Below are 20,852 nucleotides of genomic sequence, written 5' to 3'. Positions count from 1 at the left end.
CGGTCAGACGGAAAGACCCTATGAACCTTTACTGCAGCTTCGCCTTGGCGTTAGCAACAACATGTGTAGGATAGGTGGGAGGCTATGAAACTTGGGCGCCAGTTCGAGTGGAGCCATCCTTGAAATACCACCCTTATTGTTGTTGACGTCTAACCGCGGCCCGTTATCCGGGTCCGGGACATGGCGTGGCGGGCAGTTTGACTGGGGCGGTCGCCTCCCAAAGTGTAACGGAGGCGCGCGATGGTGGGCTCAGACCGGTCGGAAATCGGTCGTCGAGTGCAATGGCATAAGCCCGCCTGACTGCGAGACTGACAAGTCGAGCAGAGACGAAAGTCGGCCATAGTGATCCGGTGGTCCTGCGTGGAAGGGCCATCGCTCAACGAATAAAAGGTACTCTAGGGATAACAGGCTGATTTTGCCCAAGAGTCCATATCGACGGCAAAGTTTGGCACCTCGATGTCGGCTCATCACATCCTGGGGCTGGAGCAGGTCCCAAGGGTTCGGCTGTTCGCCGATTAAAGTGGTACGTGAGCTGGGTTCAGAACGTCGTGAGACAGTTTGGTCCCTATCTGCCGTGGGTGTACGAGACTTGAGAGGATCTGTCCCTAGTACGAGAGGACCGGGATGGACACACCTCTGGTGGACCTGTCATGGCGCCAGCTGTGCAGCAGGGTAGCTAAGTGTGGACTAGATAACCGCTGAAAGCATCTAAGCGGGAAACTAACCTCAAAACAAGGTCTCGCTGAGAGCCGTGGAAGACCACCACGTTGATAGGCCAGGTGTGGAAGCGCTGTGAGGCGTGTAGCTTACTGGTACTAATAGCTCGATAGGCTTGATCGTTCTTCAGCCAAACCTATGCAAACGCTCTTTGTAGCTAAACATTCGATGTCTTCTTCAACTTGATATAACCAGTGTCCCTCACCGGACACTGCACGCATCCTTTTTGCTGACCTGGTGGCTATGCCGGGGGTTCCCCACCCGATCCCATTCCGAACTCGGTCGTTAAGTCCCCCTGGGCCAATGGTACTTCGTCTCAAGGCGCGGGAGAGTAGGTCGCCGCCAGGTCCGCTAAAAGGATGCACTTCAAGTCAATCAAAGTCCAAATCCCTACCTTGCGATAAAATCACTACCCTCTTCGCCGCGGGGTGGAGCAGCCCGGTAGCTCGTCAGGCTCATAACCTGAAGGTCACAGGTTCAAATCCTGTCCCCGCACCCAAGATCGCTCATTTGGGCTTGTCTCTGGCTCGAGTTGGGTCATCATCGACCCAAGCTGAAGCTGTGTTTCCGGTCGCAGATCGCGCCGGAAGCGAAAATTTCTGCATTTACCGCATCGTTCTTCGAGAATCTCCGTTCAAATCCCATGGCGCGATCCTTTGATTTGCGTCATGAGATGCTATGGAAGGCGCGGGTCGGCAACTGGCCCACGAAAGAGGTTTTTGAGGATAAGATGGCGAACGGTGTCGTTAAGTGGTTCAACCCGGCCAAGGGCTTTGGCTTCATTCAGCCCGAGGACGGCGGCCAGGACGTGTTCGTCCACATCGCTGCGGTTGAACGCTCGGGTCTGGCTGGCCTGAACGAAGGCGACCAGGTCGCCTATGAACTCGAAGAAGATCGCCGCTCGGGCAAGACCTCGGCCGGCAACCTGCGCGTCACCGGTCAGGGCGCGGCCCCGGCGGCTCCGCGTCGCCCGGCCGCTCGCGGCTTCGACTCGCCGCGCGGTGGCTATGACGCCCCCCGCGGTGGCGGCTACGGTGGTGGCGGCGGCGGCGGCGGTGGCGGCGAAGCCGGCACGGGCGTCGTGAAGTGGTTCAACACCACCAAGGGCTTCGGCTTCATCCAGCCCGACAACGGCGGTGGCGATGTGTTCGTGCACATTTCGGCTGTCGAGCGTGCTGGTCTGCGCGGCCTGAACGAAGGCCAGCAGGTCGGTTACGAACTGGAGCAGGACCGCCGCTCGGGCAAGACCTCGGCCGGTAATCTCCGGATCCTCTAAGGACATCGAGCCCGGCAGGCTGCGCACGGCGCGTCCTGCCTACAGCTCTCTCCGAACAAGGGCCCCGGCGTTGGCCACTGACATCCGCAAGGGTGCTGGTGGCTGACGTCGGGGCCTTTTTTCGTCTGAACGCCTGCCGGGTTTCCGCCCTGACGGGGTCATCAGGCGCATTCTGCACCCGGGCTGGGTCGAGATGCCAGGACCGCATCGCCCCATCACCCGTGTCAGGCGGTTCAGACTGCGCCCTAACCGTTCGCGGCGCGCTCGGCCGCGGCCTGATTGACCGCCAGGGCCGTGATATTGACGATGCCCCGGGCCGTCACGCTCGGCGTCAGCACGTGCAGCGGACGGCTCATGCCGAGCAGGACCGGACCGACCAGCAGGCCTTCGGTCGCCGCGCTGAGCAGGGTCAGGGCAATATTGGCGGCGTCCAGGGTCGGCATGACCAGGAGGTTGGCAGAGCCCTTGAGCGCACTGTCATGCACCAGGCGATCCCGCAGGGCCTGGGAGAGGGCGGCATCGGCATGCATTTCGCCATCGACCTCGAGCTCGGGTGCCCGCTCCCGGACAATGGCCAGGGCATCGCGCATCTTGCGGGCGGTCGGTGAGTTGCTGGCCCCGAAGCTGGAATGGGACAGCAGGGCGGCCTTGGGGGTCAGGCCGAAACGCCGCACCGATTCCGCCGCCAGCAGGGTCATTTCGGCCACCTGCTCGGCGGTCGGATCAACATTGACGTGGGTGTCGCAGAAGAACAGCGTGCCCCTGTCGAGGATCAGGGCCGAGAGGGCATAGATCCGGTCGACATTTTCCTGCTTGGGAATGATCGGCAGCACATAGGTCATGTGCTGCCACCAGTCGCCGGACCCGCCGACCAGGGCAGCGTCGACATGGCCGGCCTGCAGCAGCATCGAGGCCGACACGGTCCGCCGACTGGTCACGCGCCGCTCGGCGGCCAGGGGCGGAATACCGCGACGGCTGACCAGACCCTGATAGCGGTCGACCAGGGGCGCAAACAGCGCCGTGTCGGCGGCAGGGTCGAGGATCTCGACGCGATTGTCGAAATCGAGGCGCAGACCCATGTCGCTAGCCTTGGCGATGATCGCCTCGCGACGACCGATCAGCACCGGCCGGGCCAGACCCTCGTCCAGAACGGTCTGGACAGCGCGCAGCACGCGCTCATCTTCGGCCTCGGCATAGGCCACCCGAATGGTCGAGGCCTTGGTCGCCTTGCGGGCCCGCTCGAACACCGGCCGCATCAACTGGCCGGAGCGATAGACGAACAGTTCCAGTTCCTGGCGGTAGGCGTCGAAGTCGGCGATCGGACGGGTCGCGACACCGGAGTCCATGGCAGCCCGGGCGACGGCCGGAGCGATCTGCAGGATCAGGCGCGGATCAAAAGGCTTGGGGATGATGTACTGCGGCCCGAACATCGGCGCGACACCACCATAGGCACTGGCCACGACCTCTGAGGCCTCGGCCCGGGCCAGCTCGGCAATGGCCTCGACGGCCGCCACCTTCATGGCCTCATTGATTTCCGAGGCCCCGACATCCAGGGCACCCCGGAAGATGAAGGGGAAGCACAGGACATTATTGACCTGGTTGGGGTAGTCGCTGCGACCGGTGGCCATGATCGCGTCAGGTCGGGCGGCGACGACCAGTTCCGGCAGGATCTCCGGCTCGGGATTGGCCATGGCCAGGATGAGGGGATTGGGGGCCAGCAGCGGCAGCCATTCGGCCTTGAAGACGCGCGGGGCGGAGAGGCCCAGGAAGATGTCGGCGCCGGCCAGCACTTCCGACAGGGTGCGGGCGTCGGTATGGCGAGCATAGCGGGCCATGTTGTCGAGCATGTCGGGGTCGCGGCCCGCATGCACCACGCCCTTGATGTCCGTCAGGGTCACGTTCTCGACGGGCAGTCCCATCGAGACCAGAAGATCGACACAGGCCAGTGCCGCAGCCCCGGCGCCTGACGTCACCAGCTTGACGTCCTTCAGGGCCTTGCCCTGGACGAGCAGGGCATTGCGAACGGCCGCGGCGCAGACGATGGCGGTACCGTGCTGGTCGTCATGAAAGACCGGGATCTTCATCCGCTGGCGCAGCTTGCGCTCGATGATGAAGCATTCCGGGGCCTTGATGTCCTCCAGATTGATGCCGCCGAAGGTGGGCTCCAGAGCCGCGACCACTTCGATGAACTTGTCGGGATCTTCCGCGTCGACCTCGATGTCGAAGACGTCGATGCCGGCGAACTTCTTGAACAGGACGGCCTTGCCTTCCATGACCGGCTTGGAGGCGAGGGGACCGATATTGCCCAGGCCGAGGACGGCCGTGCCGTTGGAGATGACCGCCACCAGATTGCCGCGGGCCGTATAGTCACGGGCCTTGTCGGGATCAGCCGCGATCGCTTCGCAGGGTGCGGCGACGCCGGGGGAATAGGCCAGGCCGAGGTCGCGCTGGGTGGCCATGCGCTTGGTGGCTTCGATCGCCAGTTTTCCGGGCCGCGGCAGACGGTGATAGTCCAGAGCGGCTTTGCGGAAATCCTCGTCCATCGTGTTCCTCTTGGCGTCTGCGCGGAGCATCTGGGCGCGACCCGTCTTGTTTGCGGGCCGTCCGGGTCTTGCTACCGGGGTTGCGCCGGCATTGCCAACCCTATGCGCGAGATGGGGCGGTTTTCTGCAATAGCGGTAACTTTCAACGGTTTGAACGAGGGCTCTGGTAAGTAATAAATCTATTATATAATGCCTCTCTGGCGAGCACTGACCGCATGGTTCCTCAGCGGCCGGGCCGGGCTTGTCCGGTTCCGCCCTGAAGCTCTGGACAGGGCGCGCGGGCGGGCCGAGCATCGGCAGCGCGCAAGAGAGGGCAGGGCATGACCGGACTGACGACCCATATCCTCGACCAGGCGTCCGGCCGCCCGGCGGCCGGGGTTCTGGTCCGGGTGTCGCGCCGCCAGGGCGAGGTGCCCATGCCTCTGGCCGAGGTCCGCACGGACCAGGACGGTCGGGCGCGCCTCATCGCGTTCGAAGACCTGACGGTCGGCGGCTATCGCCTCGAGTTTTCCATTGGTGCCCATTTCGCCGCGACAGGTTCAGCGGTGACGACCCCGCCCTTCCTCGACGTGGTCGTGATCGATTTCGCCGTTTCGAACACCGACCAGCACTGGCATGTGCCCCTGCTGGTCTCGCCCTATGGCTATTCGACCTATCGGGGCAGCTGATGGGCGAGCCCGAGAGTCAGGCGACGATCCGCTTTCTCCTGAACGGCCAGGTCCAGGTGGTCCGGGATGTGGATCCGACCCGCACCGTGCTGGAGCACTTGCGCGGCGATCTGCGGCGGACCGGCAGCAAGGAAGGGTGCGCGGAAGGCGACTGCGGCTCCTGCACCGTCCTGGTCGGTGAACCGGAAGGCGACGGGGTCCGCTGGAGCGCGGTCAACAGCTGCATCCAGTTCCTGCCCATGCTGCACGGCAAGGCCCTGGTGACGGTCGAGGGCCTGGCGAAGGACGGCGGGCTGCATCCCGTGCAACAGGCTATGGTGGACCAGCACGGCTCACAGTGCGGCTTCTGCACGCCGGGCATCGTCATGTCGCTATACGCCAAGGCGGTGTCGGCCAAGGGCACCAACGCGCCATCGGCCGAGGTGCTGGCAGGTAACCTGTGCCGCTGCACCGGCTATGGTCCGATCCTCGCGGTCGCCAGGGCGGTCGAGGCGGAGGCCGCGCCGGTGGTCGAGCTGTCTTCCCTGGGCGACGGGACCCTGCTGGACCTGTCGTACGACGATCCTGTCCAGGGCGTGACCCGGCGCTGGCTGGCACCGCGCTCGCTGGACCAGCTGGCGGCAGCCTTCGTCGCTCATCCCGACGCAACGATCATCGCCGGGGCCACCGATGTAGGCCTGTGGGTCACCAAGCTTCGCCGGCCGTTGAAGACCCTGATCGACATCGGCCAGGTCGCCGAGCTGAAGCGGATCGAGCCTCGCGAGAGCGGTGTCTGGATCGGGGCGGGCGTCCGCTATGTTGATGCCATGGCGACGCTGGGGGGGCTCTATCCGGAGCTGGGCGCGATGATGCGACGGCTCGGATCGACCCAGGTGCGCAACAGCGGCACCCTCGGCGGCAACATCGCCAACGGTTCGCCGATCGGCGACATGCCGCCAGCCCTGATCGCGGCTGGCGCGACCCTGGTGCTGAACCAGGGCGGTGAGCGGCGGCAGATCCCGCTGGAGGCCTTCTTCCTCGACTATGGCCAGCAGGACAGACGGCCCGGCGAGTTTGTCGAGGCGGTGATCGTGCCGACGCCCGCGCCCGAGCTGGTCTTCAAGGTTTTCAAGCTCTCCAAGCGTTTCGACCAGGACATTTCGGCGGTCTGCGGTGCCTTTGCCCTGAGGATTGACGGCGGTGTCGTGACCTCGGCCCGGATCGCCTTCGGTGGCATGGCCGGCACGCCCAGGCGGGCGAGCGGCTGTGAGGCGGCCCTGATCGGCCAGCCCTGGTCAGAAGCCACGATTGCAGCCGCCATGTCTGCCCTCGATGGCGACTATGCGCCGCTCAGCGACATGCGGGCCTCGGCGGCCTATCGGTCGCTGGCGGCCAGGAACATGCTGCGCAAGGTCTTCATCGAGACCAGCTCGCCGGACCTCGTCACCCGGGTCGAGCCGGAGAGCGCCCATGGCTGACGCTTCTGCATCCGTAGCGATCGACGCCTTTCAGGGTGTCCACGCCTCGCTGCCGCATGACAGTGCCGTGCGGCATGTCGCCGGCACGGCCATCTATATCGATGACCTGGCCGAGCCGGCCGGGATGCTGCATGTCCATTTCGGACTGAGCGCCAGGGCCCATGCCCGGATCACCGCGATGGACCTTTCGGCCGTGAGGTCCGCGCCGGGCGTGGTGCTGGTCCTGACCGCCGACGACATTCCCGGCGAGAATGATGTCAGCCCGGTGATCCACGACGACAAGCTGTTCGCCACCGACACCGTGACCTATGTCGGCCAAAGCCTGTTCGCCGTGGCCGCGACCTCGCTGGCCGCCGCTCGCTCGGCCGCCGCCCGGGCTGTGGTGACCTATGAGGACCTGCCGGCCGCGATCGATATCGCCGCCGCGCGAACGGCCGGCCTGACCCTGGAAAACAGCCAGCGCATGGCGCGCGGCGATTCGGCCGCCGCCCTGACGGCCTCGCCCCGCCGGTTGCAGGGCCGGTTCGTTATCGGTGGCCAGGACCACTTCTATCTCGAGGGGCAGATCGCCTTGGCAACCCCGGGAGAGACCGGCGAGGTCCACGTCTGGTCATCCACCCAGCATCCCAGCGAAGTGCAGCATCTGGTGGCTCGCGTGCTGGATCTGCCGCAAAGCGCCGTAACGGTCGAGGTGCGCCGGATGGGCGGCGGATTCGGCGGCAAGGAGACCCAGGCCTCGCTCTTTGCTGCAGCGGCCGCCCTGGTGGCCGTGAAGACCGGCCGTGCGGCCAAGTGCCGTCCCGACCGTGATGAAGACATGATCATGACCGGCAAGCGGCATGATTTCGAGATCGCCTATGATGTCGGCTTTGGCGATGACGGCGTCCTGACCGGGATTGCCCTGGACCTGGCCTCGCGGTGCGGCGCGACCACCGACCTGTCGATGGCCATCAACGACCGGGCCATGTTCCATGCCGACAACTGCTATTTCCTGCCGGCGGTCGAGATCGTGTCGCACCGGTTCCGCACCCACACCGTCTCCAATACGGCGTTTCGGGGGTTTGGCGGTCCGCAGGGCATGATCGCCATCGAGCGGGTCATGGACGCGGTGGCCCAGGCCACGGGTCTTGATCCGCTGGAGGTGCGCCGCCGCAATCTCTATGGCGAGCCCGGCCGTGACCTGACGCCCTATCACCAGACCGTTGAGGACAATGTCGCGCCTCAGCTGCTGGCCGAACTGGCGGCGTCCTGCGACTACGAGGCCCGCCAGCGCCAGATCGACGCATTCAATGCCGCCAGCCCGATCCTCAAAAAGGGCCTGGCCCTGACGCCGGTCAAGTTCGGCATCTCGTTCACGACCACTCATCTGAACCAGGCCGGGGCCCTGATCCATCTCTATGCCGACGGTTCGATCCTGCTGAACCATGGCGGCACTGAAATGGGCCAGGGGTTGTTCACCAAGGTGGCCCAGATCGTCGCCGAGGCTTTCCAGGTCGACATTGCGCGGGTCCGCTCGACCTCGACCGTGACCGACAAGGTGCCCAATACCTCGGCCACGGCCGCCTCTTCGGGGACGGACCTGAACGGCATGGCGGCGCTCAATGCTGCCAATACGATCAAGGCCCGCCTGGTTGAGTTCGCGGCAAAAAAGTGGGGCTGCGCCGAGGCCGAGGTCGCCTTTACCCGGCAGGGCCTTAAGGCCCGCGATGCGCTGATCCCGTTCGAAGACCTTTGCCGCCAGGCCTATCTGGCGCGGGTCTCGCTGTCCTCCACCGGCTTCTACGCCACGCCCAAGATTCACTATGACCGCGCCACCCATAGCGGCCGCCCCTTCTACTACTTCGCCTATGGCGCGGCCTGCAGCGAAGTGATCATCGATACCCTGAGCGGCGAGATGAAGGTGACGCGGGTCGACATCCTTCATGATGTCGGCCAGTCGCTGAACCCGGCTCTCGACCTGGGCCAGATCGAGGGCGGCTTCATTCAGGGCATGGGCTGGCTGACCACCGAGGAACTGGTGTTTGATCGTGAAGGGCGGCTGCGAACCCACGCGCCCTCGACCTACAAGATTCCGACGATCGGCGACCGACCGGCCCAGATGGACATCCGGCTGTGGGCGGCCGGCCGCAATGTCGAGGCCACTGTCCACCGCTCCAAGGCCGTGGGCGAGCCGCCCCTGATGCTGGCGATCTCGGTGTTTTCGGCCATTACCCGAGCGGTGGCCAGCGTGGCGGACCACAGGGTGATGCCGCGCCTGGATGCCCCGGCGACGCCTGAAGCCATCCTGATGGCGGTCGAGGATGTGATGCGGCGGGCGGCAGCCCATGGCTAAGGCTATCTCCTCCGCTCTCCCCGGCGAAAGCCGGGGCCCAGATCGAACCCGCCAATGTTCGAACTTTTGGAACGGCCGTTTGGCGCGCCATTCCAAAAGGCTCTGGTTGAATCTGGGTCCCGGCCTTCGCCGGGAAGAGCGGATTTTCAGGAGGGGCTTGATGCCTGTTTGGGTATGACGAACTGGGCCCGTTCCGCCCTGGCCCGAATCGGCGAGAACCAGCCCGCCGCCCTGGTCACCGTCCTGGCCACCGAGGGCTCGGCCCCGCGAGAGGCGGGCACCAAGATGGTGGTCTGGCAGGGCGGCCAGTCCGGCACGATCGGTGGCGGCAATCTGGAACACCAGGCGGCCACCCAGGCCCGCAGGATGCTGAGCGAGTCCCGGGCCAGCTTCGCGATCCAGGACTATCCCCTGGGGCCGCTGCTGGCCCAGTGCTGCGGCGGGCGCGTGCGGCTGCTGATCGAGCGGGTCGAGGCAGCCAGTCGCGACTGGCTGACCGACGCCGCCCGCCGCATGGATGCAGCCCAGCCCTTCGAGCTTCGCACGCGCTTTGATCCCGGTCTGCTGGTCAAGACCATCGTTGCGATCGGCTCGGTTTCCGAGGGGCCGATCGTCAGCCTGGCGGGCGGGCAGGCCTCGGCGCGGGGCGTGCGGCCCGGCGTTGGCGACCAGCTTGTCGAGCGCAACGAAGCCCCGCGACCGCCGTTGTTGCTGTTCGGGGCTGGCCATGTCGGACAGGCCGTCGCCCTGGCCTTCGCGCCCCTGCCGTTCCGTCTCTCCTGGTTCGACAGCCGGCCCGAGGCTGCCGACCATGCGGGGGTCACGCGGCTGGATCCGGACGGCATGGCGGAGGCTGCCCGGACGGCCGGCGGACAGGCCTTTGGCCTGATCATGACCCATGACCATAGCCTGGACTATGCCCTGGCCTCGGCCGGACTGGCGGGCGGCGGCTTTGCCTATCTGGGCCTGATCGGCTCACGGACCAAGCGCGCACGGTTCCTCAACCGCTTGCGTGCGGACGGCTTTTCGGACGCCGCGCTGACCCGTCTGACCTGTCCGATCGGCCTGCCGCACCTGAAGAGCAAGGCCCCGGAGGTGATCGCGGTTTCGGTGGCCGCCGACCTGCTGATGCGCCTGGAGGCAGCCCGCGTTTCCAATGACGAGGACCTGCCCCGTGCAAGCGTTTAGGGCGTCGATCCTGCATCTGCTGGACGATCCGACGACCAGTGACGAGGCGGTCGCCTTCCATGCCGACGGCCTGCTGCTGGTCGAGGACGGCCATGTGGTGGCCTGCGGTGACCATGACGCCCTGCGCGACCTGCTCGGCGATACGCCGGTCGAGGACTTGAGCGGCAAGCTGATTACGCCTGGCTTCATCGACACCCATATCCATTTCCCGCAGGTCGACATCATCGCCGCCCATGGGGCCCAGCTGCTGGACTGGCTGGAACAGCACACCTTTCCGGCCGAGGCCGCCTTCGCAGATCCGGCCCACGCCGCCGAAACGGCCGAGTTCTTCGTGCGCGAGCTGCTGCGCAACGGCACGACCACAGCCCTGGTGTTCGGCTCGGTCCACAAGGGTTCGGTCGAGGCCCTGTTCCGCGTAGCCCTGGCGCGCGACATGCGGCTGATCGCCGGCAAGTCCCTGATGGATCGCCATGCGCCCGAGGGTCTGACCGACACGGTCGAGTCCAGCCGCGCCGACATGGAAAGCCTGATCGCCGACTGGCACGGCAAGGGGCGGCTTGGCTATGCGGTCACGCCGCGCTTCGCCATCAGCTGCAGCGAGGCCCAGCTGACCATGGCCGGCGAGGTTCTCGCCGCCCATCCGGGGGTCTGGATGCAGACCCATCTCTCCGAAAACCCGCGTGAGATCGAGGAGACGGCGGCCCTGTTTCCCGAGGCCGCAGACTATCTTGATGTCTATGACCGTTTCGGCCTGCTGGGCCCGCGTTCGGTCTTCGCCCACTGCGTCCATCTGCAGGGCGAGGCGTTCCAGAGACTGGCGGCCAGGGGCGGGGCGGTGGCCTTCTGTCCGACCTCGAACCTGTTCCTCGGCTCGGGCCTGTTTCCGCTGGAGACTGCCTGCGCCCATGGGGTCAAGGTCGGAATCGGCACCGATGTCGGGGCCGGCACCTCCTTCTCGATCCTCCACACCCTGGGCGAGGCCTACAAGGTCGGCCAGTTGCGGGGCACTGCCCTGGATCCGTTCCAGGCCCTTTATCTGGCGACCCTGGGCGGGGCGCGGGCCCTGGATCTGGGCGACCGGATCGGCAATCTGGCGCCGGGCAAGGAGGCCGACTTCCTGGTGCTGGACCTTGCGGCGACCCCGCTGCTGGCGCGGCGTCTCGCGGGCGACCGCAGCCTTGAGAACCGGTTGTTCGCCCTGACCGTGCTCGGCGATGACCGGGTGGTGGAGCGAACCTATCTGGCCGGCGTCGAGCAGCATCGACGGTAGGGGCGGGAAGGCCTATCCCCCTGACTTGCCCCCTACGGGCTGCTTCGCAGCCGTCTTCCCCCGGAGGGGGAAGATGAAGGTCGCGGATTCCATCTTCCCCCTCTGGGGGAGGACGACCTGCGAGGCAGGTCAGAAGGGGGGCTGCGGCACTGGCCGAGGTTAGGCCCGCATCGTCTCGGCATAGAGCTTCAGCAGCCCAGCCTCGTCCACCGCCACGGTGACGGCCTGGATCGGCAGGTCGTCCCAGGCTGACGGCCCGAACAGTTCGCCTTCGGCCTTCTGGCAGGTCTGGCCGAGGGCGATGCCCTCGGTGACCACGCGCACCGAGCCGCGCCGTACCGAAAACAGCGACGGATCGATCACATAGGCCGCCGCCGCCGCGTCGTGCACGCAACAGCCGACCACTCCGTCCCGCTCGCCATAGAAGGCGGCATAGGGCTTGGAGATGGCGTTCAGGAACTGGCCCGCCGGGCCGGCCGAAGCCTCAAGGGCATCCATATAGGTCGGCGACATTACCACCTGGGTCGTGACGTCCAGGCTGACCGCGGTCAGGGGCCAGGGGGCGGTGAACACCTGGTCGGCGGCCTCGGGATCGTTCCAGATATTGGCTTCGGCGACGGGTGTGACATTGCCGGGCTTGCCGGCCAGGCCGAACGCCCCGCCCATGATCACCACGGCCTTCAGCAGACCGGTGATTTCGGGCTCGGCCTGCAGGGCCAGGGCCAGGTTGGTCAGGGGACCGACAGCGACCAGGGTCACTTCGCCGGGATACTGCCGCGCGATATCGATGATGGCCTGATAGGCCGGCTTGGCCTCAGGCTGGGCCGGAACAAGACCTGTCAGCTCCACGTCGCCCAGACCGTTCTCGCCGTGCACGAAGGTGGGCGAGGGGTTGCGGGGGCGAACCAACGGCTTGTCGGTGCCCTTGTAGATCGGTGCCGTCAGGCCGAAACGCTGCTTCAGATAGAGCGCGTTGCGGGTCGTGGTCTCGATGTCGGCATTGCCGTAGATCGTGGTGATGGCCAGCAGGTCGAGGTCGGGGCTTGCCTCGATGAACAGCAGGGCCATGGCATCGTCGATGCCGGGATCAGTGTCGAAAATGATCTTGTGCGTCATGGGCAGGCTCTAGCGGTTTTCGGGCAGGGAGGCGAGGCGCTGGTCGGCCCCGGCCCGCAGGATGGAGACGTGGGCGGAGGCGATCTTCCAGCCCTCGGCGGTGCGGATCCAGGTCTGGCTTTGGCGGCCGATGGTCTCGGCCCCCTCGCGCCGGAACTCGACATGGGCGATGGCGAGGTCGGACCCGAAGGTGGTGATCTCGGTGCGGAGCCGGGTCCGCAGGGGAGAACCGCCGGCGCGCCCCTGGCGGAAAGCGGCAATGGCTTCAAAGCCATAGAGGTTTTCAGCGACCCCCAGCCGGACCGTGTGCGGCGAATTCCAGAAGGCCCCGTCGAGGGCTTCGAGGTCATTGCCCATCAGCGCGGTCTCATAGGCGTCGACCGCCGCCGTCACGGCCGCCAGGGCCACAGGGTCGTTGAGGATCACGGCAGGTCTCCCGGCGGATGGGCGGCCACGACGCCCAGGCGTTGCAGGCGCAGACCCGCAGCCAGGGCCAGATCCTCGCGCCAGGCCGGTGCGATGATCTGGACGCCGATCGGCAGCTGGCCCGGACGGTTTACCGGTGCGGCCAGCACCGGCAGGCCGGCATAGCTGATCGGCTGGGTAAAGACGCCGAGGTTCTTGCGCACCGAAACCCTCTGGCCGCCCATCTCCATCTCGGTCTGGCCGATCGGCGGAGCCGGGCACACCGAGGACGGGGCCAGCAGAATGTCAAACTGCGCGAAGGCGCGGCGGACTTCGTCGCGGAAGAGGATGCGATAGCGGCGGGCGGCGTCCGCGAGGCTGGCCGGCAGCAGGGCCCCGGCCAGGAGCCGGTCACGGACCGCCGGATCATAGTCCATCGCCGCAGAGCGGAGGTCGGCCAGGTGCAGGTGCGCAGCCTCGACCGGGGTCAGGCAGAAGGCGGCCGCCCGGGCTGCCTGGGCCCCCGGCAGGATCACGCGATCCCGGGCGTCCAGCGCCCTGGCGACGATGTCGAGTGCTTCCAGCACCTCGGGAAAGGCCCCTTGGGCAAACCAGCCGCCCAGTACCCCGACCCGCAAGGGGCCGTCGGCCAGGGCCGCGATTCTGTCCGACACCAGCTCGGCGGCGCGCGTGCAGATTGCGTCACCTTCCACGTCGGGCCCCTGCATCAGGTCATAGGCCAGGGCCAGATCCTCGACCGAGCGGGCGAAGGCTCCGGCATGGTCCAGGCTCTCGACGAACGGGAAGACGCCCTGGCGCGACAGCCGGCCATAGGTGGGCTTGAGGCCAAACACCCCGCACAGGCTGGCGGGGATGCGGACCGAGCCATTGGTGTCCGAGCCCAGGGTCAGGGGCACCAGGCCTGCCGCCACGGCCGCCGCCGAACCGCCCGATGATCCGCCGGCAATCCGGGTCAGGTCATGGGGATTGCGGGTCGGGCCGTCATGGGCGTTCTCGGTGACGAAGCCATAGGCGAACTCGTCCATGTTCAGCGCGCCGACCAGTATGGCCCCGGCAGCCTCCAGCCGCTGGACTAGGGTGGCGTCATGGGCGGGCGGGGCGGCCTGGCGGCGAATCTTAGAGCCCGCCAGGGTCGGCAGACCCTCGATGTCGAACAGGTTCTTTACCGCGAAGGGCACCCCGGCCATGGGCCCGACCGGATCGCCGGCGGCAAGGGCGGCGTCAATCCTGTCCGCCCGGGCGAGGGCCCGGGCGGCGAGCACCGCCGTAAAGGCATTGATCGCGGCCTGGCTTTGGTCAATGCCGGCCAGGGTCGCCTCGGTCACGGCGCGCGCCGTGCGGCGACCGCTGCGGACCTGGCCGGCGATCTCGACGAGGCTGGCAAAGGTCATGGCAAGAAGGTCTCGGGAGGCTCGCCGCCCGCCTCACCCAGGGCGGTGACGAAGACTGCGGCCTGCAGGCGCAGCAGGGACAGGTTCTCGCCGATGGCCTGTAGCGTCGGCTCCGGCAGGGTCAGGTCCAGCTCCGCCGCCCGGGTCAGGGCAAAGGCGGCGACCTCGTCGTCCCTGAGGTTCAGAAAGGCATTGAGCGCCACATCGATCGCCATGGAGGGGCGCTCTCCCAAGTAAGAAAATTCTTCATATACCGGCGGCGCGCGCCGACGCTAGTCTTGCCGCAAGCCCACGCCCCGGTGCGCCGGGACGCCCACGCGCAAGACAGTTCGGCCAGCCATCGCCTGCCAGACAGGCACTGCGCCCCCCATGGTCCGCAAGCCGACACCCAGGCCTTGGCACCCGATCACATTCCGGTGCGAGATGGCCGGGTGTAATAAAGGGCTTACTTGATGCACCACCGGCTTGCTTCCACCCCCGAGACCATCCGCTTCGGCATGTTCGATGCGGCCTTCGACCCGGTCCTGACCATCGGCTCGGGCGACAGTGTCACCTTTGAGTGCGTGTCCGGCGGGGTCGAGGTAATGCCGGCACCGGGCAGCGGCCTGAGCATTCCGCCGGCCCTGCAGGCCATCCACGACGCCAGGCCCGAGCGGATCGGACCCCATATCCTGACGGGCCCGGTCGCGATTTCCGGGGCCGAGCCGGGCGACACCCTGGAGGTGAGGATCGAGGCGGTGGAGCCCAATAATGACTGGGGCTATTGCGCCGTGCGGCCCCTGGCCGGCACCCTGCCGGAGGACTTCCCCGAGCGCTATGTCAGCCATATCGCGGTCGATCGCGCGGCGGGCACCTGCAAGCCCGACTGGGGACCGACCCTGCCGCTGAAGCCGTTTTTCGGCACCATGGGTGTGGCCCCGCCGGCCCGCTATGGCCGCCTGTCCAGCCGGGAGCCGCGCGAGCACGGCGGCAATATGGACAACAAGGAGCTTGGGGCCGGGGCGACCCTGTTCCTGCCGGTCTGGGTTCCGGGGGCCAATTTCTCGGTCGGCGACGGCCACGGACGTCAGGGCGATGGCGAGGTCTGCGTCAATGCGCTGGAGATGGGCCTGACCGGGACCTTCACCTTCGTCCTGCACAAGGCGGTCGATCTGGGCGTGGCGACCTGGCCGCGCGCGGAGACCCCGACCCATTACATCATCATGGGCTTCCACGAGGATCTCGACCTGGCGATGAAGCAGGCCCTGCGCGGCATGATCGACTTCATCACCGCCCGTTCGGTCCTGACCCGCATCCAGGCCTACCAGTTCTGCTCTCTGGCCGTAGACTTTCGCGTCACCCAGACGGTGAATGGCGAAAAGGGCGTGCACGGTATGCTGGAGAAGGGTGTGCTATTCTAGAACAGTTCTGTGGATAGACTTGACCAATAAATTTAACATGGCGACTGTTTACCCTTAATATACCCTCGTTGGGGGAATAGCATTACGCTGTTATTTTTGAGAAACTAAACCTTTCCGCGTGCCCGTTTGGGGCGAGTGGGGATAGGCATATGTTGCTCAACGGTAGTGAAAAGTCCGACACCCTGACGGGTGGCCCCGACTCGGACACGCTGTATGGCTATGGCGGTAACGACAAGCTGACGGGCGGCGCAGGCGACGACGTCCTGGCCGGCATGGCGGGCAATGACACCCTGCTGGGCGGCGACGGCAACGACTACCTGATGGGCGGCGCGGGCAGCGACGCCCTGGACGGCGGCAGCGGCGTCGACTGGGCGGCCTATGAGGACGCGACGTCGGGCGTGAAGGTCAGCCTGGCCATCACCACGGCCCAGAGCACTGGCGGCGGCGGAAGCGACAAGCTGACCTCGATCGAGAACCTCCACGGTTCGCAGTTCAATGACGCGCTGACAGGCAATGCCGGCACCAATACGCTGGTGGGCGGCGCGGGTGCAGACACCCTCTCGGGCGGGGCGGGCGACGACTTTTTGCAGGGCGGCACCGGCAACGACACCCTGGATGGCGGCGCGGGCGATGACATCGCCAGCTACGCGGACCTCGATTCCGGCGTGTTGGTCGAATTGCTGGGCCCCCAGGGGGCTTTCGCTGAAGGGCTCTCTGGCCTGGACAGGCTTGTGTCGATCGAGAGCGTGATCGGCACGCGTTTCGACGACACCATTTTCGGCAACTATGGCGACAACTACATCGACGGCGGGGCCGGCAACGATAGTCTCATGGGTCGTGGGGGTGCCGACTACATCGATGGCGGTGAGGGCGACGATATCGTGGGTTCGTACGCTAACTTCGGTACGGATTTCAGTGTCGGAGCCATGCTGTTGGGCGGGGCCGGCAACGACCGGATCCAGAGCGGCAGCGTCGGTGATACAATGCTCGGTGGCGAAGGTGACGACACCTTTGAGCTGTTTCCCGGCGGGGGCCATGACGCCGTTGACGGGGGCGCGGGCCGAGACGTTCTGGCCTTCATCAATGCACAGGCCGGTGTTGGTGTGACAGTGGACCTGTCCAATACCGGCGTCCAGGAAGTGACGTCCGGCTACTTCATGACCATCCAGTCTGTTGAGGGGGTGGTTGGCGACTATTTCAACGACCGCATCACCGGCGACGCTAACGCCAACAGCCTTTCTGGTGCGGTGGGCGACGACACGCTGGTCGGCGGCGGCGGGCAGGATACGCTCAACGGCGGGATGGGACTGGACCGGCTCACCGGTGGGGATGACATGGACGTCTTCGCGTTCGGGATCGGCGACTCCATGCCCACCGATGCGACCGGCGCAGGCGTCGACGTGATTACCGACTTCACGGCCGAAGATCGGTTGAACTTCCCTAATTCGCCCTTGAGCATCAGCTATTTCGAGAGCAGCGCAGGCAGCTTTGCGTCGGCGCTGGCCAATGTGAACGCCCTGCTGCTCTATCCGAGCACCGCGCACGAATACATGGCCTACCAGGTCGGCGCGGACGTCTATGTATTCAGCGGCCATAGCGACCCAAACGGCCGGGGTTTGGAGAACGTCATCATGCTGGCGAACGTCAATCTTGATGCCGTGAGCTACGACAGTTTCGTCTGACACCAGATGCGCCGGGCCGTCTCAGAGGGTCCGGCGGGCCATCTTTCTCCCGACCCTTGTCGGCGAGCCGCTGTCGCCAGCGTTTTTGGCTTATCGACCGACTGAAAATGCGCGACCCTTGGTTCTTGCCAATGGAAACGCCATGCAAAAGATCCTTGTCGCTACGCTCCTAGTGGCCTTGGCCGCCTGTTCGCCAAAGCCGGCCCCTGACAAGGCCGCGGTACCTGCCGCCGCCAAGCCCGCGCCGGTCAGTGTCCCGGCCGGGGCCTACACGCTGGACAAGAGCCATGCGAGCCTGGTGTTCAAGCTCAGCCATCTGGGGTTTTCGAACTACACGGCCAGCTTTGGCGATTTCGATGCCAAGCTGACCTTTGATCCGGCCAGGCCCGAGACCAGCACGCTGGAGGCCACGATCGATCCGCGCTCCCTGACCCTGCCGACGCCGCCGGCCGGGTTCAAGGACGAACTGCTCGGACCGCAATGGCTGAACGCCAGGCAGCATCCGGCCATCACCTTCAAATCGACCAAGGTCGAGGTGACCGGCGCTGACACAGCCAAGATAACCGGCGACTTTGCCCTGAACGGAGTCACCAGGCCGGTGGTGCTGGAGGCGAAATTCAACGGCGGCTATGCCGGCCACCCGATGGAACCGAACGCCCGCATCGGCTTCTCGGCCTCGGGCACCTTCAAGCGTTCGGACTTCGGCATCGCCTATGGAGTGCCCGCGCCCGGCACGACCATGGGTGTCGGTGATGAGGTGGCAGTTGCCATCGAAACCGAGTTCAGCGGCCCGCCGCTAGCGGCGGCGGCGAAGTAGGGCAAAAGATCCTCCCCTTTCGGGGGAGGTGGCCCAGAGGGCCGGAGGGGGCTTGCTAGGCTAAGCTCCAGAAAGCCCCCTCAGTCGCTATGCGACAGCTCCCCCAGAGGGGGAGCATCGTTCCGTTCCTAGCGCTGTCCCGCCGTCAGATAGCCCTCGAGCACGGCCAGGGCGTGGGCCAGCCTGGCCTTACGCCACTCGGCGGTACTCATGTCGGTGTCCAAGGTGGCCGACAGGGAATAGCCGTTGGCGAGGTGGAAGCGGCTCATGGCGGCGATGGTCACATAGATCTGGACGGGGTCGAGATCGGGGCGGAACAGGCCCTGTTTCTGGCCACTGTCGATCAGACGCTCGATGGTCCGGCGCAGCGGGAAGGCGGTCTCGGTGACGACCCGCGACTGGGCCGCGAACTTGCCGTGCATCAGGTTTTCATTGCGCAGCAGACCCTCGAACTTCGGGTTCTTCTCGAAGTAGTTGAAGGTGAAACGCTGCAGCGCCAGCAGGCCGTCGAGGGGCTTGTCGAAGTCGATCTTCAGCTCGGCCTCGCGGGCCCGCAGGTCGACATAGGCGGCCTCGAGAACGGCCAGGTACAGGCCCTTCTTGTCGCCGAAATAGTGGTAGAGCATGCGGATATTGCACTTGGCCGCCTTGACGATCCGCTCGATCCGGGCCCCGGCAAAGCCGGCCTGGGAGAACTCCTTGAGGGCCGCAGCGAGGATGGCCTTGCGGGTGCGCTCGGCATCGCGCTTGCGCGGGACGCGATGGCTTTCCACGAGGTCAGGCGTGTCGAGCACGGCGGCTTCGGTCACTGAATCTTGGCTCCCTGCTTGATCCAGGCGCCCAGCTGGGCACGCTCGACGTCAGTCATGCCGGTCTCGTTGCCGAGCGGCATGCTGTTTGTGGCTACCGCACGTTCGTGAATTTTCGACGCATAGGTCCGGATGTGTTCGGGGGTGTCGAACACGGCGCCGCTGGGCGGGGCGGGGAAGCCCTTGTGGGTGGGCGTTGCGGCGTGACAGGTCGTGCAGTGCTTCTGGACAATGGCCTCGGCGGTCGCGAACGGCACGGGCGACATCGCCGCGGCCTCTGCCTTTGGCTTGCCGCTGGCGATCACGCTGACGGCGAAGATCAGCATGGCTCCGTAGAACAGGTACTCGTGCCGGATCTGGCCCGAGTGTTTCAGGATGAAGAAGTAGCGGATCGACACCCCGCCCGCGCTGATCAGGGCCAGCAGCAGCCAGGCCAGGGGATGGCCCGTCACGGCGGGATAGTGGTTGCTGATCATGATGAAGATGACCGGCAGCGTCATGTGGGTGTTGTGCACCGAGCGCTGCTTGCCCATCGCCCCCAGGCGCGGATCGACCGGGCGGCCGGCCAGCATGTCGGCGACGATCCGGCGCTGGTTGGGGATGATGATCAGGAAGACATTTCCGACCATGCAGGTGCCGATGATCGCGCCCACATGGATGAAGGCCCCGCGGTCGGTGAAGATCTGGGTCAGGGCCCAGGTCGCCGCCGTAAGGGTCAGGAACCAGACCAGGCCGAACAGGCGCGGACGGTTGCCCAGGGGCGAGCGGCACAGGGCCTCATAGACCAGCAGTCCGCCGAAGATGAAGGCCAGGCCGGTGGCGATCGCGCCGCCCGGGCTGAAGGCGTGTTTGGCCGTGTCGATCAGGTAGACCGGGGCCCCGATATAGTAGAGCACGATCAGCAGGGCGAAGCCCGACAGCCAGGTGGTGTAGGCCTCCCATTTGAACCAGTGCAGGTGGTCGGGCATGTGCGGCGGGGCCGTCATGTACTTCTGCGAATGGTAGAAGCCGCCGCCGTGGACGGCCCACAGCTCGCCCTTCACCCCGTCCTTGGCCGGGACAGGGTCACGCAGATTGTTGTCCAGCCAGACGAAATAGAACGAGGCCCCGATCCAGGCGACGCCGGCGATCACATGCAGCCAGCGCAGGCAAAGGCTGGCCCAGGCAGCGAAATCATAGTCCATCAGGACCTCACCGCGTCGGTCAGGCGGAGTCTTGAGATATGGCCGATCTGGCGGATCGCCTCGGCGATTTCCTGGTCCTGATCATTGGCCAGCCGCGCCTGCATGGCGGCCAGGATCGAGGTCTTGTCGTTCAGCCGGACGGCGATGATGAACGGAAAACCGAAGCGGGTGGCATAGGCGGCGTTCAGGGTGTGGAAGCGCTCGAACTCCTCCGGGGTCAGGCGGTCCAGGCCGGCGCTGGCCTGTTCGGCGTTGCTCTCGGCGGTCAGCGCCTTGGCGATCGCGGCCTTGCCGGCCAGCTCCGGGTGAGCGCGGATCAGGGCCAGCTTGTCGGCGGTGGAGGCGGCGTCCAGCACGGCCATCATGCCGGCATGCATGCCCTCCAGGCTCTCGAAAGGCCGTTCGTCCCAGGCGCGCTCGACCACCCAGGGGGATAGCTCGAACGCAAAGCCCAGGGCGGTGGTGAAGCCGGTCCGGTTCATGCTGTTGAGCAGATTCAACGAAAGGGGAGGGGCTGAGCTCATGCTGTGAGCTCCCCAAATCCCGTCATCCCGCGCCTCGTGCGCGGGACACATG

Annotated in this window: 17 protein-coding genes, 1 tRNA gene, 2 rRNA genes and 1 pseudogene (1 of these 21 only partly in view); 13 read left to right on the top strand and 8 right to left on the bottom strand. The window is 66.0% G+C overall.

Annotation, left to right across the window (positions count from 1 at the left end):
• From ACW17U_RS12495 to ACW17U_RS12475, 5 genes and pseudogenes are all read left to right on the top strand, one after another.
• Positions 1 to 840, top strand: a 23S ribosomal RNA gene (locus ACW17U_RS12495); it begins 1,946 nt to the left of the window's first position.
• A gap of 110 nt (positions 841 to 950) precedes the next feature.
• Positions 951 to 1,065, top strand: a 5S ribosomal RNA gene (gene rrf, locus ACW17U_RS12490).
• A gap of 74 nt (positions 1,066 to 1,139) precedes the next feature.
• Positions 1,140 to 1,216, top strand: a tRNA-Met gene (locus tag ACW17U_RS12485).
• Between the two features lie 231 nt (positions 1,217 to 1,447).
• A pseudogene (locus ACW17U_RS12480) lies at positions 1,448 to 1,651 on the top strand (cold-shock protein); the annotation flags it as partial.
• 147 nt (positions 1,652 to 1,798) lie between these two features.
• Positions 1,799 to 1,993, top strand: a complete 195-nt coding sequence (locus ACW17U_RS12475; RefSeq protein WP_035017693.1) for a cold-shock protein — start codon at positions 1,799 to 1,801, stop codon at positions 1,991 to 1,993.
• Positions 1,994 to 2,238: 245 nt separating this feature from the next.
• Here ACW17U_RS12475 and ACW17U_RS12470 read toward each other — a convergent pair whose 3' ends face one another.
• Positions 2,239 to 4,536 carry an NADP-dependent malic enzyme gene (locus ACW17U_RS12470; protein ID WP_492052803.1) on the bottom strand — a complete coding sequence of 766 codons (2,298 nt, stop codon included), beginning with the start codon at positions 4,534 to 4,536 and terminating at the stop codon, positions 2,239 to 2,241.
• Between the two features lie 320 nt (positions 4,537 to 4,856).
• Here ACW17U_RS12470 and uraH point away from each other — a divergent pair, with 320 nt between their 5' ends.
• The 5 genes from uraH (at position 4,857) to guaD (ending at position 11,451) form a co-directional block, all read left to right on the top strand.
• Entirely contained in the window at positions 4,857 to 5,204 is a 348-nt protein-coding gene (gene uraH, locus ACW17U_RS12465; RefSeq protein ID WP_492052801.1) for a hydroxyisourate hydrolase, read from the top strand.
• Positions 5,204 to 6,661, top strand: coding sequence for a xanthine dehydrogenase small subunit (xdhA, locus tag ACW17U_RS12460; protein WP_492052799.1), 1,458 nt, complete (start codon positions 5,204 to 5,206; stop codon positions 6,659 to 6,661). The genes uraH and xdhA overlap by 1 nt, the downstream gene beginning before the upstream one ends.
• Positions 6,654 to 8,993, top strand: coding sequence for a xanthine dehydrogenase molybdopterin binding subunit (gene xdhB, locus ACW17U_RS12455; protein WP_492052798.1), 2,340 nt, complete (start codon positions 6,654 to 6,656; stop codon positions 8,991 to 8,993). Before xdhA ends, xdhB begins: the two co-directional genes overlap by 8 nt.
• Positions 8,994 to 9,167: 174 nt before the next feature.
• The gene (xdhC, locus tag ACW17U_RS12450) at positions 9,168 to 10,181 is read left to right on the top strand and encodes a xanthine dehydrogenase accessory protein XdhC (RefSeq protein WP_492052796.1); all 1,014 of its coding nucleotides are present in this window, start codon (positions 9,168 to 9,170) and stop codon (positions 10,179 to 10,181) included.
• Complete coding sequence (guaD, locus tag ACW17U_RS12445; protein WP_492052795.1) at positions 10,168 to 11,451, top strand: guanine deaminase; 1,284 nt, start codon at positions 10,168 to 10,170, stop codon at positions 11,449 to 11,451. Before xdhC ends, guaD begins: the two co-directional genes overlap by 14 nt.
• Positions 11,452 to 11,610: 159 nt before the next feature.
• Here the strand turns inward: guaD and ACW17U_RS12440 are convergent, their stop codons facing one another.
• The 4 genes from ACW17U_RS12440 to ACW17U_RS12425 are packed head-to-tail and all read right to left on the bottom strand — an operon-like array spanning position 11,611 to position 14,599.
• Positions 11,611 to 12,567, bottom strand: coding sequence for a nucleoside hydrolase (locus ACW17U_RS12440; protein WP_492052793.1), 957 nt, complete (start codon positions 12,565 to 12,567; stop codon positions 11,611 to 11,613).
• Positions 12,568 to 12,576: 9 nt separating this feature from the next.
• A complete protein-coding gene (gene hpxZ / locus ACW17U_RS12435; RefSeq protein WP_492052791.1) occupies positions 12,577 to 12,993 on the bottom strand; it encodes an oxalurate catabolism protein HpxZ in 417 nt (138 codons plus the stop codon).
• Positions 12,990 to 14,384 (bottom strand): AtzE family amidohydrolase, encoded by a 1,395-nt coding sequence (locus tag ACW17U_RS12430; RefSeq protein WP_492052789.1) that lies wholly within the window; start codon positions 14,382 to 14,384, stop codon positions 12,990 to 12,992. The genes hpxZ and ACW17U_RS12430 overlap by 4 nt, the downstream gene beginning before the upstream one ends.
• Complete coding sequence (locus ACW17U_RS12425) at positions 14,381 to 14,599, bottom strand: hypothetical protein (protein ID WP_492052787.1); 219 nt, start codon at positions 14,597 to 14,599, stop codon at positions 14,381 to 14,383. The genes ACW17U_RS12430 and ACW17U_RS12425 overlap by 4 nt, the downstream gene beginning before the upstream one ends.
• Positions 14,600 to 14,836: 237 nt before the next feature.
• Between ACW17U_RS12425 and ACW17U_RS12420 the strand changes: the two genes are divergently transcribed.
• The 3 genes from ACW17U_RS12420 (at position 14,837) to ACW17U_RS12410 (ending at position 18,283) form a co-directional block, all read left to right on the top strand.
• On the top strand, positions 14,837 to 15,784 hold the full coding sequence (locus ACW17U_RS12420; RefSeq protein WP_492052785.1) for an acetamidase/formamidase family protein: 948 nt from the start codon (positions 14,837 to 14,839) through the stop codon (positions 15,782 to 15,784).
• Positions 15,785 to 15,933: 149 nt separating this feature from the next.
• The gene (locus ACW17U_RS12415; RefSeq protein WP_492052784.1) at positions 15,934 to 17,466 is read left to right on the top strand and encodes a calcium-binding protein; all 1,533 of its coding nucleotides are present in this window, start codon (positions 15,934 to 15,936) and stop codon (positions 17,464 to 17,466) included.
• Between the two features lie 142 nt (positions 17,467 to 17,608).
• Entirely contained in the window at positions 17,609 to 18,283 is a 675-nt protein-coding gene (locus ACW17U_RS12410; protein WP_492052782.1) for a YceI family protein, read from the top strand.
• Positions 18,284 to 18,411: 128 nt separating this feature from the next.
• On the opposite strand, the gene ACW17U_RS12405 is transcribed toward ACW17U_RS12410, so the two are convergent.
• From ACW17U_RS12405 to uraD, 3 genes are read right to left on the bottom strand one after another with little or no spacing between them, the layout of a single operon-like run.
• On the bottom strand, positions 18,412 to 19,092 hold the full coding sequence (locus ACW17U_RS12405) for a TetR/AcrR family transcriptional regulator (protein WP_492052780.1): 681 nt from the start codon (positions 19,090 to 19,092) through the stop codon (positions 18,412 to 18,414).
• Positions 19,089 to 20,276 (bottom strand): urate hydroxylase PuuD, encoded by a 1,188-nt coding sequence (locus ACW17U_RS12400; protein WP_492052778.1) that lies wholly within the window; start codon positions 20,274 to 20,276, stop codon positions 19,089 to 19,091. Before ACW17U_RS12400 ends, ACW17U_RS12405 begins: the two co-directional genes overlap by 4 nt.
• On the bottom strand, positions 20,276 to 20,800 hold the full coding sequence (gene uraD, locus ACW17U_RS12395; protein WP_492052776.1) for a 2-oxo-4-hydroxy-4-carboxy-5-ureidoimidazoline decarboxylase: 525 nt from the start codon (positions 20,798 to 20,800) through the stop codon (positions 20,276 to 20,278). The genes ACW17U_RS12400 and uraD overlap by 1 nt, the downstream gene beginning before the upstream one ends.
• Positions 20,801 to 20,852: the final 52 nt, after the last annotated feature.

It is taken from the genome of Caulobacter sp. AVps16 (assembly GCF_058681455.1).
This window is presented reverse-complemented; position numbering and strand designations above follow the sequence as displayed.